This window comes from Elizabethkingia miricola, from assembly GCF_001675285.1.
Taxonomy (GTDB): domain Bacteria; phylum Bacteroidota; class Bacteroidia; order Flavobacteriales; family Weeksellaceae; genus Elizabethkingia; species Elizabethkingia miricola.
Map to the genome: position 1 here is coordinate 410553 of NZ_LSGQ01000030.1, position 16259 is coordinate 426811.

Here is a 16259-nt window from a genome sequence, read left to right on the forward strand (position 1 = left end):
GTACGAAGCTAAAAAAGATATTTTAATATTTTACTAAATTAGCGCAATGTTTATTAAGGAATATATTTCTAAAGACTATCCCGCCTTTCATCTATCAGATTCTCTGGAAGAAGTTAAGGCTATTGTGCGGGACTTTGGCTACTCCCATATTTTTGTAAAAAAGAATAGTGTATTTCTTGGAAATATAAGTACTGAGCTTATAGAAGAAAGTGAAGCCAAGCATCTTAATGAACTAAGTCATCATCTGGAAAGATTTGCAATGCTGGAAGACAGCACTTCTCTGGACAGCATCAGACTTCTGCATACATTCAATGCGAATGTTGTTCCGATTATCAATCAGAATGAAAAGTATTTAGGCTACATTTCTTGCGAAGATGTTTTTGCGGATTTCTCTAAGTACCCTTTGTTTTCAGAAAATGGAGCTGTTTTAATTGTTGAGACTGCTACCCGGAATTACTCTATGACCGAGATTGCTAAAATTGTAGAAAGCAATAACGGAAAGTTTTACGGAGCCTTCATCTATCACATGACTGAGGAAACGATTCAGATAGCACTGAAAATCAGCAGCGAGAACCTGAGCTCTATTGACGAAACATTTGACCGGTACAATTATATTGTGGTTCACAAATTTTACCACAATGAAAAAGATGACTTATTAAAAGATCGTTTTGGTTTTTTACAAAAATATATGGAATTTTGATTTATGAAGGCAGCTATATACACACAAAAGAGAGATCTGGATACATTTCTATATCTGAGCAGGTTTATCTCTGAACTCAACAAACGAAATGTTACCGCTGTACTTCATAAGGATACTGCCGAAGGATTACAGTTTTCCAAGGTTTTTCCTATTTTTTCAAATAAAGAAGACCTTAAAGATCAAGAGATTGATTATTTTTTTAGTTTCGGTGGAGACGGTACCATTCTGAATGCGTTAATTTTTGTCCAGGATTTGGGTATTCCTGTAGTAGGAGTCAATACCGGAAGATTAGGATTTCTGGCCAGCTTTACCAAAGAAGAAGTTTTTGACAATATAGATAAAGTCCTGAATAAACAACTAATCATTACCCAAAGATCAGTTATTAAAGTAAACGGTGTCAATATAGATTTTCCATATGCACTGAATGATGTTACTATTTCCAGAAAGGAAACAACCTCTATGATTACGGTAAATTCTTATATCAATGATGAGTTTCTGAACGTTTTCTGGGGGGACGGGCTTATTATTTCAACTCCGACCGGTTCTACTGCTTATTCATTGAGTTGTGGCGGCCCTATTATCTCTCCTGAGAATGATAATTTTGCCATTACACCAATTGCACCACACAACCTTAATGTAAGACCACTGATATTAAAAGATGATGTAAAAATCCGCCTGAAAGTGGAAAGTCGTGTACCACAATATTCTCTTTCTCTGGATTCCAGGTTATATCATATCGATACCTTAGAAGAAATTTCTCTTGAAAAAGCACCATTCACACTGTCTTTAGTCCAGCCTGATGATATTAGCTTTTTCGAAACAATAAGACAAAAACTACTTTGGGGGAACGATAAAAGAAATTAACCTGAATTTCTTATCTTTACCGAATAAAAATTTTAAATAACCTACATCAAATAAAAAAATAAGAAAATGAGCAAAATGTTTCCAGCTGGCGTAGCCACAGGTTCAATGGTTACTGACATTTTTCAGTATGCAAAAGAAAACAAATTTGCCTTACCGGCAGTAAATGTTATCGGTTCCAGCAACATCAATGCAACAATGGAAACAGCCGCTAAACTTAACGCACCGGTTATTATTCAGTTTTCCAATGGTGGAGCAATCTACAATGCAGGGAAAGGATTATCTAACGAGGGTCAAAGAGCTGCAATACTTGGAGCTATTGCCGGAGCACAACATATCCACACATTAGCAGAAGCTTATGGAGCAACTGTTATTTTACACACTGACCACTGTGCAAAAAAATTACTTCCTTGGATCGACGGACTTTTAGATGCCAGTGAAGCTTTCTATAAGCAAAATGGCAAATCTTTATATTCTTCTCACATGCTTGACCTTTCTGAAGAGCCTTTAGAAGAGAACCTGGAGGTCAGCGCAAAATATTTCGAAAGAATGGCAAAAATGCAGATGACTTTGGAAGTAGAGATCGGTGTAACAGGAGGTGAAGAAGATGGTGTAGACAACTCTGGTGTAGACAATTCATTGCTATATACTCAGCCGGAAGACGTAGCTTACACATACGAAAAGCTAAAAGCAATTTCTGATAACTTTACTATTGCAGCCGCTTTTGGTAACGTACACGGAGTATACAAGCCAGGTAACGTAAAGCTTACACCAAAAATCTTGGATAATTCACAGAAATATGTTCAGGAGAAATTCGGAACAGCAGATAAACCAATAAACTTTGTATTCCACGGAGGTTCTGGTTCTACTCTTGATGAAATTCGTGAAGCAATTGGTTATGGTGTTATCAAAATGAATATTGATACAGACCTTCAGTTTGCTTATGCAGAAGGAATCAGAGATTATATGAATGAAAAAATAGAATATCTGAGACATCAGATTGGTAACCCGGAAGGAGCAGATGTTCCAAACAAGAAATTCTATGACCCAAGAGTATGGGTTAGAAAAGGAGAAGAAACATTCTCTAAACGTCTTGTTCAAGCTTTCGAGGATCTAAATAATATTGATACCCTTAAATAATAAATCAACAGAAACAGAGTTAAAATTTTAGCTCTGTTTCTTCTCTTAAATAAATTAGAAAATGGCTTTTGACTGGTTTAAAAGAAAGAAACAAAACATCAACACACCAACGGAGCAGAAGAAAGATTCTCCGAAAGGATTGTGGCACCAAACACCAACAGGAAAAATTATTGAGCATGAAGAGCTGAAGAACAATAACTTCGTTTCTCCTGAGGATGGATTCCACGTGAGAATCGGAAGCAGAGAGTACTTCGATATGCTTTTCGATGGCAGCAAGTTTAAAGAGTTAGATGCTAATGTAGAAAGTGTAGATATTCTTAATTTTAAAGATACTAAAGCTTATACTGACCGATTAAAAGAGGTAAAAGGCAAGACTAAATTAACGGATTCTGTACGTAATGCCGTTGGTAAAGTAAACGGACTGGAACTTGTTGTATCATGCATGGATTTCTCTTTTATCGGAGGTTCATTAGGCTCTGTAATGGGAGAAAAAATCAGCCGTGCTATCGACTATGCAATGAAGCATAAATTACCATTTATGATTATTTGCCAGTCTGGTGGAGCAAGAATGCAGGAAGCAGCTTATTCACTAATGCAGTTAGCAAAAGTTCAGGCTAAGTTAGCTCAGCTTTCGGACAAAGGCTTACCATATGTTGCTTATTTAACTGACCCTACTTTTGGTGGTATTACAGCTTCTTTTGCGATGACTGCTGATATCATTATGGCTGAACCTGGTGCACTTATCGGTTTTGCAGGTCCTAGAGTTATCAGAGAAACAATTGGTAAGGATCTTCCTGAAGGCTTCCAGACGTCTGAATTCCTTTTAGAAAAAGGTTTTGTAGATTTTATCGTAAGAAGAAACGAAATTAAAGATACAGTATCCAGATCAATGAGATTACTGATGAATGTTAACGCTTAATACACAAGTTAATGAAAACCCTAAAAGTTTTTATTAATACTTTTAGACAATTAACATTTAAAAAATTTATAAGGTTGCTTAAACTCTCTTTAAGCAACCCTATTTTTTCTATATTATCCTTTGTCGCAACTGTCCGGGCCTATCTTATTGCCAAAAAATATTTTCCGAGAACCAACAGCACTGATGGTAAAGGAAATGCCTTCAGACATGCTCTATGGTGTTGTCTGATTCTGATGTATTGCTGCAAGGTATCATCACCCCAAAAGTGTATCCGCTGGTGTAAAAGAGTCACAGATTTTCATGAAGAGCTTTTCCCCAACGAGCCTTTACAAACCAAGATGGATCTGCACAACAACACAATAGGAATTCAGTTTTTTGAAAGCCTGTTACCTGGTGTCCACCGTCAATTTTTCGAAACTTCATTTTTCATCAACGGTCTTATCGAAAAAACACGCTATGCTGTATTTATTTCCAGTATGGATGAAGATGCAGGAGAGCAATTAATGTATATTCAGCGATAGTATTCCGGCTCCTTACAGTCAGTTGGTAAGTGCAAAACTTCCGTATTTGTATCTGGCAACAGGATCTGTTTTCTCAGCATAAATAATTTTATATCCGCTATCCAAAACGATTGGCAAATCCATTGCATTGAAATACAGAATTAATATTTTTCTGGGGTTTCTTATAAGAGACAATTCAATATTATGCAGTACTTTTTTTAAAACCGGTGGTCCAAAAGGATTGAAAAAGTAAAAAACATTTATATCATCCCGAATTTCATACGTTGTTGCATCACGATTATGAATGATATAACTTATCTTTTTTTTCCTTGTGAATTTTTGGATGTTCTTGTGGCATTCTTCTGCCAGAAGCGGCGATAGCTCTACCCCAATATATTTTTTAAAATTGTAGCGTGTCGCCAGTAAAATAGCAGCTCCTTTTCCGCAGCCTATATCAATAAATACACTTTCATTCCAGTTCCAGTCAACCTCATTTAGCATTCTGTTGAACGAATAATGCATAATAGGTTCGTACTTATAAGCATGCATATTGGGTAAGTTAAGCTCATCCGGAGTAAATACTTTGGATAACTTTATCCCGTATTTTAGGAAATAACCATAGCGGGAATACATAAACTTATAACTGTTTACAATTCCTCTTTCTTTAAGCAGAAAAATTGTTCTTTTGACAATATAAGGTATACTTCTCATTATATATTTATGAAATGGATTTAATGCAGGCAAATAGCTATTATATAATCAAATATAAGTTTTTTACCGCTTATGAATGATAATTTTTCAAAATTACCACCATAACCTTACTGTACTTGTGAATAAGAAGCAGAATCAATATTTTTTCCTTATTTTTACTAAAATTTAGCATAAATGGCTTTAAGCAGAATCTGGAGTGCTTTCATTATCGTTGCAATTGCCGTTGCAAGTATTAAATACCTCAGCTCTAGTGATTATAAATCGGTCTACAATGATATGATTGTAGGAAAAAGTGGAGATACTATACAAATCGGAAATAAAAATCTGACACAATTTTCACCGATAATCCGGGATTCAATTGCTAAAAACCCAAATTATCAGGAGAGCAGAATTCACTATAGCAAGAAAGAAGGCAGTGAAGACGTTAAGATATACCGGATTCAAGCCTCAGACGGGGTAATTAGCACCAGTAAAACTGCTGTTGATATTTGTATTGGCCTTATAGGTATTATGACCTTATTCATGGGTTTTATGAGCATCGCCGAAAAAGCAGGAGGTATCAATTTCCTTAGCCGCTTAATACAACCTTTTTTCTCAAAACTGTTTCCGGAAATCCCGAAAGGACACCCCTCTTTTGGTCATATGATGCTGAATTTTAGTGCTAACCTTCTGGGATTAGATAATGCAGCAACACCTTTTGGCCTAAAAGCCATGGAAAGCCTGCAAACCCTAAATCCAAATAAGGACAAAGCCAGCAATGCACAAATCATGTTTTTATGCTTACATGCCAGCGGATTAACCTTAATTCCTGTTAGTATTATTGCTATCCGGGCTTCCATGAAGTCTGCAACTCCTACAGATATCTTTCTGCCATGTATGATTGCCACTTTCTTTGCAACTATGGCGGCTATGATTATTGTTTCTTTTAAACAAAAGATTAACCTGTTACAGCCAGTTGTTCTGGCTTATTTAGGTGGAATTTCTGCTATTATAGCGCTATTGGTAATGTTTCTTGTTCGCCTGAACAAGGAAGAACTGGATGATTTTAGTAAACTTTTAAGCAATGGTATTATTCTGTTAATCTTCTTACTTATTGTATTAGGCGGTATTTATAAAAAGATCAATATTTTCGATGCTTTTATAGAAGGTGCGAAGGAAGGCTTCTATACCTGTGTAAAGATTATACCTTACTTAGTGGGTATTCTTATCGCTATCTCTTTACTTAGAACCAGCGGTGTTTTCGATATTATTATCGACGGAATGAAATATCTGGCAAACCTCTCCCATTTAGACACCAGGTTTGTAGATGGACTTCCGACAGCATTAATTAAACCTCTAAGTGGCTCCGGAGCTCGTGGAATGATGGTAGATACCATGCAGACCTTTGGACCTGACAGTTTTCAGGGAAGACTTTCTGCTATATTACAGGGAAGCTCTGATACTACATTTTATGTGATTGCAGTGTATTTTGGCGCTGTTTCTATTCGTGATACACGTTATACAGTAGGCACAATGCTACTGGCAGACTTAGTAGGTGTCATCACTTCTATTTTATTAGCTTACATGTTCTTTGGATAAATTAAAAATATGATTCAGGATAAAGACTTTACAATACGATTAATCAGACAACTTTCTCAGGCATTGGAAAAGCTGCTTTTAGGAAAACCGGAAGAAAGCTTGATGCAGAAAGAACTGGATTTTGATTCTCTTATGAGGGATATTTTCAAAATGAATTTTGAAGATGTATCTTCCAAAACTTCGGAAGAACTGATTCAACTGGTCGAGGAGAGGGAAACTAAAGATCATCCCGATTATTATGAAATGCTGGGAAATCTCTTTTACTTTCATTACCAACAGGATAATAATGCTGAATATGCACAGAAAGCAAAAGCAATGTATCAGAAATATCTGCAAACCAGCGGAATCTTCGCACTACCTATTATCAATAGAATCAACAGTATTCAATAAACTAAAAACTCCCTGAAATTTCAGGGAGTTTTTATTATGTTATTTAACTTTCTTCTGGTTCGCTTTTTCAATAATCTTTTCCAGAATTCTTAATGTTATCAGATATGTCGGTTTTACACCTGTAAGACCCAATCCTCCGGAAGATAGTGTACTACCTGTTTCCAGTGGGTTATCCGATGCATAATAAGCATAGATTACAAACAAATCTTCTTCAATGTGATTTCTGATTTTAGATGCAATCTGAATTGCTTTCTGATAATGTGCACCTTCCATTTCCAGCCCTACAGCTTTCCATGAAGTTGTCATAAAGTAAGAAAGGATATCTTTATTCTGAAGTGAAGTTCCCAAAACGGTAATCATGCTTCCTTCAAATGCTTTCAGCTCGTTGTCTGTAAAATCATCTTTGCTCAATGCATTTTTGAAAACATAGTTATCTGCAGTTCCCTCAAAGATATGAGATGTAGGAATCATAATATCTCCTTTACCTCCGGTAAGAATACCCGCTTTACCCATTACAGAAACAGATTTTACATTCATTTTAAATGTAATGTTATTTGTTTCAAACGGACGAAGCAATTCATCCATTACCTCAAAAGCCTGCTCTCCAAAAGCGTAGTCAAAGACCATAATAACATCGTCTCCGGAATACTTATAATGTCCTAGCGGGCTGTTTTTAAGATCAGTTTTGGCCAGATCAATAATCTGAACATCGATATTACTTCCACTGTCATCATCAATGTAGATAACACTTTTATTCTGAGCATAATCCGATATCTTATCTCTCAGTTCCTTTGTGTTACTTATCTTCTGATACAGAAGGTAATCTACTTCTTTTGTAACTTTTTTGTTCAGTGCATCATTTGCAAAAAGCATATTCTGCACACTGTGCATATTGGCACTTATAATATGTAAAGGTCTTTCATGAAGGTTATTTTCAACCAAAACTCTCTTTACATTATTCGCCCATTTCTCACCAAAGAAGTGATGCCCTACACGCTCCTGAAGGATTGAACTGAAATAAATTTCACGCTCTCTGCTTTCCTTCCAGTCTTCAAGACTTATCTGGCCTAACCAGTAAATAATCTTGAATAAACGATCTGGGTTATCATCATCACCAAAGTTGTTATAAGCTTCTAAAGTTTCATCAAACGGCCTTCCTAGCAATGCTGAAAGATGAACCAATGCCACTTCTTTTTCCTTTCTGGAAAACTTTTTTTCTCCTAATGCAACCTCTTCAATAATTTTCCAAACACGCTTAGGACGCCCGCCTTCATTCATATCGAAGCCGATATCACGTATTTTATCTGCTTCAAGATATAAGAATGTAAGATGCGTTAGAATATCATAGATTTCTGATCTTCCCAAAAGAACTTCAATGTTCATTTGGTGTTCATCTATACGATAACAATTTCTTCGACGTTTTTTAGGAACTATGGGGTCAAAGCTTCCTTTTTCGAAGCCTTCATCTGAAGTTAAATGAATGAAAGCACATTCTTCTATTCCTTCCGGAAGTCTGTCCAAAACATATAAAAGACCATTAAGCTCTACTTTGTTGGGATTCCCCATACTACCGTAGATCTCTGGTTGAATGATCATTAAAAGTTTACGTAATGCTTCGCCGGAAATACCTCCAGGTTTGAAAAACCCTCTGTAGAATAAGTGTCGCATGGAAACATAGATACGCTCGATAGCCTCTGTCGTTTCTCTCGCTCTTGAATTTACCATACTATTTCTTTTAGCAAATATAGGAGATATTCTCATTCCATGAAAGTTTTCTATCCTCTGTCCCACCTAAAAAAGCCTTTATTAAATAAAATTAATGATGCTTAAAGATCCCTTAAAACTATTTTACAATAAGGTAAATAATCCAGCGCTTTACCAATAAAAAAGCCCTTACAGTATTTTGTAAGGGCTTTGTACTTATATTGTTAAGATTATATTTTACTCAAAAGATTTCTGAAGTTAACCTTATCATCAATGATTCTTCTCAGTTCAGAAACCGGAACTCTTTCCTGCTGCATTGTATCTCTGTCTCTAAGTGTTACAGTATGATCGTTTAATGAATCATGATCAATGGTAATACAGAATGGCGTTCCTAAAGCATCATTTCTTCTGTAGCGCTTACCAATACTATCTTTATCTTCATAAATAAGATTGAAGTCAAATTTCAGATCGTTAAAGATTTTTTCAGCATACTCACCTAAACCATCTTTCTTCATTAATGGAAGAATAGCAGCTTTTACTGGTGCTAAAGCTGGAGGAAGAGAAAGAACAGTTCTTTCAGATCCGTCCTCTAGTACTTCATCTTTAAGACAGTGAGAAAGGATAGAAAGGAATAATCTGTCCAAACCTACAGACGTTTCCACTACGTATGGTACATAGCTTTCATTTCTTTCCGGATCAAAATATTGTAGTTTTTTACCAGAGAATTTCTCATGTGCAGAAAGGTCAAAATCAGTTCTGCTGTGAATACCTTCCAGTTCTTTGAATCCAAATGGGAATTTAAATTCTATATCAGCCGCAGCATTTGCATAGTGCGCTAATTTTTCATGATCGTGGAATTTGTAGTTCTCTTCACCAAGACCTAAAGCCAGGTGCCATTTCAAACGCGTTTGTTTCCATTTTTCATAGTACTCAAGTTCTGTTCCAGGAGGTACAAAGAACTGCATTTCCATTTGTTCGAATTCACGCATTCTGAAGATAAATTGTCTGGCTACAATTTCGTTACGGAATGCTTTACCTATTTGGGCAATACCGAAAGGTAGCTTATGGCGCGATGTTTTCTGAACGTTCAGGTAATTTACAAAAATACCCTGTGCTGTTTCCGGACGCAGGTAAAGATCCATTGCCGTTTCTGTAGTAGCACCAAGCTTAGTACCGAACATCAGGTTAAATTGTCTTACTTCTGTCCAGTTTTTAGAACCTGTATCCGGATCTGCAATTTCCAATTCTTCAATCAGAGATTTCACATCTGCCAGATCTTCATTTTCAAGAGATTTTGCCAGACGAGACAGAATAGTTTTCTGTTTCTCTCTGTATTCTATTACTCTTGGATTTGTAGCTTCAAACTGAGCTTTATCAAAAGCTTCCCCAAAACGTTTTGCCGCTTTATCTATCTCTTTCTGAGCTTTATCTTCTAATTTCGCACAATAGTCTTCTACCAGAACATCTGCACGGAAACGTTTTTTAGAATCTTTATTATCAATTAATGGATCATTGAAAGCGTCTACGTGTCCGGAAGCCTTCCAGATTGTAGGATGCATAAAAATTGCTGAATCAATTCCCACAATATTTTCGTTCAGTTGTACCATTGCTTTCCACCAATACTGCTTGATATTGTTTTTCAGCTCAGCACCGTTCTGTCCGTAGTCATAGATTGCAGAAAGCCCGTCATAAATTTCACTTGACGGAAATATAAAACCATACTCTTTCGCGTGAGAAATCACCTTCTTGAAAACGTCTTCCTGTTTAGCCATAATATTATTTAAAGTGCAAAAATAAGTTTTTTAGGGAGTTCTTTCAATTTTTTCATAAAAGTCATTATTATTTAGATACTAATTAGTACTTCTTTTCCGTTTCAGAATACTAATTTTACCGAAAATGAAATTTTTTTTCCAAAATCTTATATGTATTTTTGACATTAGAAAAATAAAAATCTACAATGCCTGATATCATTAGACTCCTTCCCGATCATGTAGCGAACCAAATTGCCGCCGGCGAAGTGGTGCAGAGACCTGCATCCATCGTTAAAGAGCTTTTGGAAAATGCTATAGATGCTGGTGCAACGTCCATAGAACTGATTGTGAAGGACGGTGGCCGGACTCTGGTACAGGTTGTAGATAACGGAAGCGGAATGTCGGCTACGGATGCCAGACTGGCTTTTGAGCGTCATGCTACTTCCAAAATAAGAACGACGGAAGATATTTTCCGAATTGCTACTAAAGGTTTCAGAGGTGAAGCTTTAGCTTCTATTGCAGCTGTTGCTCAGATAGACCTTAAAACCAAACAAGCAGAGACTTCATACGGCACGCATATTATGATCCACGGTGGGGAACTGATTGAACAGGAACCTGTGCAAAGTACAGACGGGAGCAATTTCGCTGTAAAAAATCTGTTTTATAATGTGCCTGCAAGAAGAAAGTTCTTAAAATCAGACAATGTTGAAATTCGCCATATTATGGACGAATTCCAGCGTGTTGCTCTTGCGCACCCGGGGTTAGAATTTTCACTTTACAATAATGATTCCGAAGTATTCCGTTTACGAAAAAGTACAGAATTACAAAGAATCGTCGATATTTTCGGGAGACGTTTACATTCCCTTTTAGTTCCAATTAAAGAGGAGACTGACTGGGTAAGACTTAGCGGATATGTAGGAAAACCCGAAGCTGCAAGAAAGAACAGAGGCGAACAGTTTTTCTTTGTTAATGGAAGATATTTTAAAAGCCCATATCTTTCCCGTGCAGTTCAGGAAGCATTCGAAGGGCTTTTACAGCCTCAGTATATCCCGAGTTATTTCCTGTTTTTAGAAATAGATCCGGAGAAAATAGATGTAAATATTCATCCACAAAAAACGGAAGTAAAATTTGAAGATGAGAATGTTATTTTCGCAATGTTGCGTTCCTCTATCAAGAGATCTCTTGGGATTTATAACATCTCCCCAAGCTTAGATTTCGACAGAGAACCTATGCATGATGAAATGATTGTTTCCCGCTCACCTAGTGACAGAGTTGTAATCCCTACTATTCAGGTAGACCGCAATTATAATCCTTTTCGGGAAGAAACTACTACCCCGAAACCGCAGGAAATAGTTAGTCTTACAGAAATGTATCAGACCAGTGTCTCGCCATCGCCTTCAAAAATCAACTTGTTTGATGAAGACGATACAGAAGATGAGCTGATGCGCCTTCCTAACGGATTTTGGCTTTACAATCACAACAACAAAACATTAATGCTCGATTTGGGCAGAATGCACCAATTGGTGCTTTATGAAAGAAAACAAAAGAAGAAAACCTCTCAAACACATAGTCAGAAATTATTATTCTCCCACGAGATTTATCTTAATGAGATAGAAAAAATGACCTACCTGGCCGTTCGTGAGAAGTTGATTAAAATAGGTTTTGATATGAATCTGGATGCAAGTGAACATATACTACATGTTCATGCTGTACCGGAAGACTTATCGGACAAAGATGTTATTCCTCTTTTACAGAAAATTTTTGCAGAATATGAAGACGAAAGCTTAGACTTTTTTGAATTCTTTGAAAGCAAACAGGTAAAATTACAATCTAAATCCAATTTCGACTTTCATCAGAAAGAAGACGTAGAAAGCCTTATTCAAGATTTTTCAGCACTGGGATTCCCGGAATATAACCACAATAAAAAGAAGTGTTATATAGAGCTTCCTATTGAAGAACTGAAAAATAAACTTAAAATGTAAAAAATATGCAAAGATATATTCCACCTATTACCAAAACCCTGCTAATCGTTAATGTTCTATTATTTGCAGCTACTTATCTGATAAAATCGCTTGGAGTAAATTTAGAAGTAGTTCTGGGGGCTTTTTTCCCGGGATCACCTAACTTTCAGTTTTATCAGGTTATTACTCACATGTTTATGCATGGCGGATTCGCGCATATCTTATTCAATATGATTGCTTTATGGTCTTTCGGGTCAGCTATCGAGATGACATTAGGACCTAAAAAGTATGCTATATTCTATTTTGTATGTGGTATTGGTGCTTATGTTCTATTTAATGTTGTTAACTATATCCAGGTAGACAGCCTTATTAACAGCCTTGTTGCACAGGGAACAGATATCGAACAGCTTTTTCACCTTTCAAAACTTGGCATTAATGGTAATTTGATAAATGATACCACAAATGCTACTTTCAGAGGAAACCCGGAGGAAGTTAAAGAACTTTTCGGTTTTTTAATAACACCAATGGTGGGTGCTTCAGGGGCTATTTACGGGCTTTTAGTAGCTTTTGCCATGCTTTATCCGGACGCTAAGATTATGATGCTGATTCCGCCAATTCCTATTAAAGCGAAGTATCTAATGCCTTTCCTTATCATCGTTGAGTTTTTCTTGGGTGTGAGAGATTCTCAGGGAGATAATGTTGCACACTTCGCACATCTTGGTGGCGCAGTTATTGCTTTTATCCTGATCAAAATTTGGACTAAAAACAGATTCAGGATAGATCGCCGATGAAAGTTATTCGACTTATACTTACATTATTGCATTTGGTGCTATTTTTTGCCCTTGCTGCAATGTTACTCAATAGTTTTATACCACCTAAGGTTTTTAAGTGGTTTAATTTTGTCCCCTTAGTATTTCCTCCGCTTATAATTGCATACGTTGTTCTTACGATTGTATGGATTGCAACCTGGAAAAAAAGGGCTATATTTTTCCTTATTGGTCTTCTTTTCTTTTTCAATCCTATCAGAAGATGGGTTAATTACAGCCCGGGGTCTTCATCAGGAAATCTAAAAGTTGTCACTTACAATATTCATGGCGGACAAGATCTCCCTGCTCTAAAATCCTTTTTGGAAGATGAAGCTCCTGATGTTATCTTTTTTCAGGAAAAAGGTTATCACAATAAAGAATCTTTATCTATTCCAGGGTTTAAGCATGCTGTAGAAGAACAGGTTGTAGCTATATATTCTAAATATCCGGTGAAAAATCAGGGTGAAATCATAAAAGATGGCAGCAATGGACATTCTCTGTATGCAGATATCAGCATAAATGGAAAAACCATTCGTTTTATTAATGTTTATCTTGAGCCTTTTTATCTGAAGAAAGATATGCTTCGTCCAACCGGAGACAATAAAATTAATGAAGAAAAAGCAAAAATTTTAGGTTCCCGAATGGCAGAAAGTTTCAGAATTCACCAGGACCAGGTCGCTGCTGTGCGGGAATTTGTACAGAATTCTCCTTATCCTGTTATCCTGGGTGGAGATTTCAATTCCGTACCCAGCTCCTATGAATATTACCATTTAAGCAAAAACCTTAATGACGCATTCATGGATGCGGGCTCTGGATCTGCTACAAGTTTTCACGATTACAAATTTCCAATTCGTATAGATTATCTCTTCAGCAGCCCGGCAATAAAGGCAACAAGCTATACTGTAGACCGAGAATTAAAAATTTCTGATCACTTTCCGGTAATTTCTTCTTTTAAAGTGAAATAAATATCATTTTTTTGCGTTAAATTCACATCTCAAACATTTAATCAACTAAATATGAAAAAAACAATTTTAGGTGTAGCAGTATTCTCTGCACTGGCTCTTACTTCTTGCAAAAAAGAAACGACAAGTACTGAAACTAAATCTACAGATTCCGGTACAGTTACAACAACTACAACTACTGAAACTAAATTAGATAGCGCAAAAGTAAAAGATGGCGTTCAGAAAGCTGAAGACAAAGTAGAAAATGCAGCTAACAAAACTGGTGATGCAATAAAAAATGCAGCTGATAAAACTGGTGACGCTGTAAAAGACGCAGCTAACAAGACTGGTGATGCAGTGAAAGATGCTGCTCATAAAACTGGTGATGCTGTAGACAAAGCTGGTAAAGATATTAAGCAAGGTGCTCAGAAAGCTGGTGATAAAATAGACAGAGCTGCTACTGCTGCTAAAGAAGAGTTAAAAAAATAATTAGATCTTCTTTTTCACAAGATATAACGGGCATTTCAATTGAAACGCCCGTTTTTTGGTTATAATTATTATATTTATCTATCAGAACAAGACATTTTCATAAATGAAATTTTTCATATTTTTGACGTCAATTCTATATTGTTTCCAACACACAATTTAATACAACTACCAAATGATCGAAAACTATTTACTCTGGGGAATAGGCATTGCCTTTGGTGTAATGCTCCTGGTAATGCTTGGACAAAGAATCCGCATTGCCTATCCTATATTCCTTACAGTTGCCGGACTGCTGATAAGTTTTATCCCTGGCTTACCGACTTTTCAGGTAGATCCTAGCATTGTTTTCCTTATCTTCCTGCCTCCTATTCTTTTTGAAGCGGCATGGAATACCTCATGGAAAGATTTTCTAAGGTTCAGAAGACCCATACTGGGACTGGCCTTTGGTTTGGTCTTTCTGACATCCATAGTAGTAGCATATCTCTCTTCTAATATGATTCCGGGAATAACTGTAGCAATGGGATTCTTACTGGGCGGGATTAACTCCCCTCCGGATGCTGTTGCCGCTACATCCATCTTAAAACACTTAAAAATTCCTAAAAGAACTCTTAGCATTCTGGAAGGAGAAAGCTTAATAAACGATGCATCGAGTTTAATAGTAATGAAGTTTGCACTGGCAGCCATACTTACCGGGCAGTTCGTAATGCAGGAGGCCATAGGAAACTTCTTTGTAATGGCTATTATGGGAGCTCTTGTAGGCCTTGTAGTTGCCTTCCTGTTAATGCTGATTTTCAGAATACTGCCAACAACTTCTGATATCGACACTATCTTTACACTGATTACACCTTATATCATGTATATTGTTGCCGAGCACTTCCATTATTCGGGGGTTCTGGCAGTTGTTACCGGCGGACTTGTTATGTCGTATAACTCTAACCGTTTTCAGACACATACAACGCGTATACAGGCGGTAAATGTGTGGAGTACAATTATATTCCTGATGAATGCTTTTATCTTTATTCTGATAGGCTTGCAAATGCCCGGCATTATAGATGAAATGTCACCGGAAGCTATAAAATCTGGTTTAGGTTATGCCGTAATCATTGGCGGGGCTATTGTATTGACCCGATTTGTATGGACCTTTACCTGGACCTATCTCCCGCCTTTATTATTTAAGAGTATCCGTAAAAAAGACAAACATTTAGACTGGAGGGAGCCTTTTATCTTAAGCCTTGCGGCCATGCGTGGTGTTGTATCCCTTGCCGGAGCGTTAGCTATTCCTTTGGCACTGCCATCAGGAGAAGCTTTTCCACACAGAGATATGATTATTTTTGTAACATTTATTATTATCCTGCTCACCCTTGTAGGACAAGGGCTTTTATTACCTATAATTCTGAAATACATTGATATCAAAGAAGTTGGAGCTACCATGTCTGAAGAAGAACAGGAAACAAGAATATTGTGGAAATTAAAAAGAATTGCACTGCATACTCTGGATAAGAACTATTCGGAAGAAGTACAAAAATATTCTTTGGTTAATAACCGGAAAATGCAATTGCAGGCAGATCTGGAGCTACTGGAAAATAGATTAAAATGCATTAATAACAGTTTCCATGGTGATGCGGTAAAATCGGTTACAGAAATCCGGAGAGAGATTATAAAGGAACAGAGAAAACTACTTTCAGAGCTTCGCAGAATGGATGAATTTGACGATTCTGTTCTTCGAAAGCAGGAATTGAGTCTCGATCTGGACGAAGCAAAAATTACAGGATTCCAGCACTAAAATAACATCATAAAAAATGATCGGAAAA

The 16259-nt window shown here is 36.7% G+C and carries 15 protein-coding genes; 12 read left to right on the forward strand and 3 right to left on the reverse strand.

Going from position 1 to position 16259, the window contains the following annotated elements; genetic code table 11:
- Positions 1-46 precede the first annotated feature (46 nt).
- From ATE49_RS16350 to ATE49_RS16370, 5 genes are all read left to right on the forward strand, one after another.
- Positions 47-700 carry a CBS domain-containing protein gene (locus ATE49_RS16350; protein WP_034871804.1) on the forward strand — a complete coding sequence of 218 codons (654 nt, stop codon included), beginning with the start codon at positions 47-49 and terminating at the stop codon, positions 698-700.
- 3 nt (positions 701-703) lie between these two features.
- On the forward strand, positions 704-1564 hold the full coding sequence (locus ATE49_RS16355; RefSeq protein WP_059156075.1) for an NAD kinase: 861 nt from the start codon (positions 704-706) through the stop codon (positions 1562-1564).
- A 66-nt stretch (positions 1565-1630) separates the two neighbouring features.
- On the forward strand, positions 1631-2701 hold the full coding sequence (gene fbaA, locus ATE49_RS16360) for a class II fructose-bisphosphate aldolase (protein ID WP_059345749.1): 1071 nt from the start codon (positions 1631-1633) through the stop codon (positions 2699-2701).
- A gap of 61 nt (positions 2702-2762) precedes the next feature.
- Positions 2763-3620, forward strand: a complete 858-nt coding sequence (gene accD, locus ATE49_RS16365) for an acetyl-CoA carboxylase, carboxyltransferase subunit beta (RefSeq protein ID WP_059156077.1) — start codon at positions 2763-2765, stop codon at positions 3618-3620.
- Positions 3621-3631: 11 nt separating this feature from the next.
- Positions 3632-4141 carry a DUF6973 domain-containing protein gene (locus tag ATE49_RS16370; RefSeq protein ID WP_065082975.1) on the forward strand — a complete coding sequence of 170 codons (510 nt, stop codon included), beginning with the start codon at positions 3632-3634 and terminating at the stop codon, positions 4139-4141.
- 18 nt (positions 4142-4159) lie between these two features.
- Here the strand turns inward: ATE49_RS16370 and ATE49_RS16375 are convergent, their stop codons facing one another.
- Positions 4160-4831: an SAM-dependent methyltransferase gene (locus tag ATE49_RS16375; RefSeq protein WP_065082976.1), complete on the reverse strand. Its 672-nt coding sequence runs from the start codon at positions 4829-4831 to the stop codon at positions 4160-4162.
- 174 nt (positions 4832-5005) lie between these two features.
- Here ATE49_RS16375 and ATE49_RS16380 point away from each other — a divergent pair, with 174 nt between their 5' ends.
- Positions 5006-6409 (forward strand): nucleoside recognition domain-containing protein, encoded by a 1404-nt coding sequence (locus tag ATE49_RS16380; RefSeq protein ID WP_065082977.1) that lies wholly within the window; start codon positions 5006-5008, stop codon positions 6407-6409.
- Positions 6410-6418: 9 nt separating this feature from the next.
- The gene (locus ATE49_RS16385; RefSeq protein WP_065082978.1) at positions 6419-6799 is read left to right on the forward strand and encodes a hypothetical protein; all 381 of its coding nucleotides are present in this window, start codon (positions 6419-6421) and stop codon (positions 6797-6799) included.
- A 39-nt stretch (positions 6800-6838) separates the two neighbouring features.
- On the opposite strand, the gene ATE49_RS16390 is transcribed toward ATE49_RS16385, so the two are convergent.
- Both ATE49_RS16390 and ATE49_RS16395 read right to left on the reverse strand, forming a co-directional pair.
- Positions 6839-8524 (reverse strand): DUF6909 family protein, encoded by a 1686-nt coding sequence (locus tag ATE49_RS16390; protein ID WP_059156238.1) that lies wholly within the window; start codon positions 8522-8524, stop codon positions 6839-6841.
- Between the two features lie 209 nt (positions 8525-8733).
- Positions 8734-10275: a glycine--tRNA ligase gene (locus ATE49_RS16395; RefSeq protein ID WP_009086691.1), complete on the reverse strand. Its 1542-nt coding sequence runs from the start codon at positions 10273-10275 to the stop codon at positions 8734-8736.
- A 185-nt stretch (positions 10276-10460) separates the two neighbouring features.
- On the opposite strand from ATE49_RS16395, the gene mutL reads away from it, so the two are divergent.
- The 5 genes from mutL to ATE49_RS16420 all read left to right on the forward strand — a co-directional run bounded on the left by mutL (position 10461) and on the right by ATE49_RS16420 (position 16231).
- Complete coding sequence (mutL, locus tag ATE49_RS16400) at positions 10461-12236, forward strand: DNA mismatch repair endonuclease MutL (protein WP_059156083.1); 1776 nt, start codon at positions 10461-10463, stop codon at positions 12234-12236.
- A gap of 5 nt (positions 12237-12241) precedes the next feature.
- A complete protein-coding gene (locus ATE49_RS16405; protein ID WP_024563909.1) occupies positions 12242-13006 on the forward strand; it encodes a rhomboid family intramembrane serine protease in 765 nt (254 codons plus the stop codon).
- The gene (locus tag ATE49_RS16410; protein WP_065082979.1) at positions 13003-13986 is read left to right on the forward strand and encodes an endonuclease/exonuclease/phosphatase family protein; all 984 of its coding nucleotides are present in this window, start codon (positions 13003-13005) and stop codon (positions 13984-13986) included. The genes ATE49_RS16405 and ATE49_RS16410 overlap by 4 nt, the downstream gene beginning before the upstream one ends.
- A gap of 51 nt (positions 13987-14037) precedes the next feature.
- Positions 14038-14451: a hypothetical protein gene (locus tag ATE49_RS16415; RefSeq protein WP_059156086.1), complete on the forward strand. Its 414-nt coding sequence runs from the start codon at positions 14038-14040 to the stop codon at positions 14449-14451.
- A gap of 172 nt (positions 14452-14623) precedes the next feature.
- On the forward strand, positions 14624-16231 hold the full coding sequence (locus ATE49_RS16420) for a Na+/H+ antiporter (protein WP_059156087.1): 1608 nt from the start codon (positions 14624-14626) through the stop codon (positions 16229-16231).
- Positions 16232-16259 lie beyond the last annotated feature (28 nt).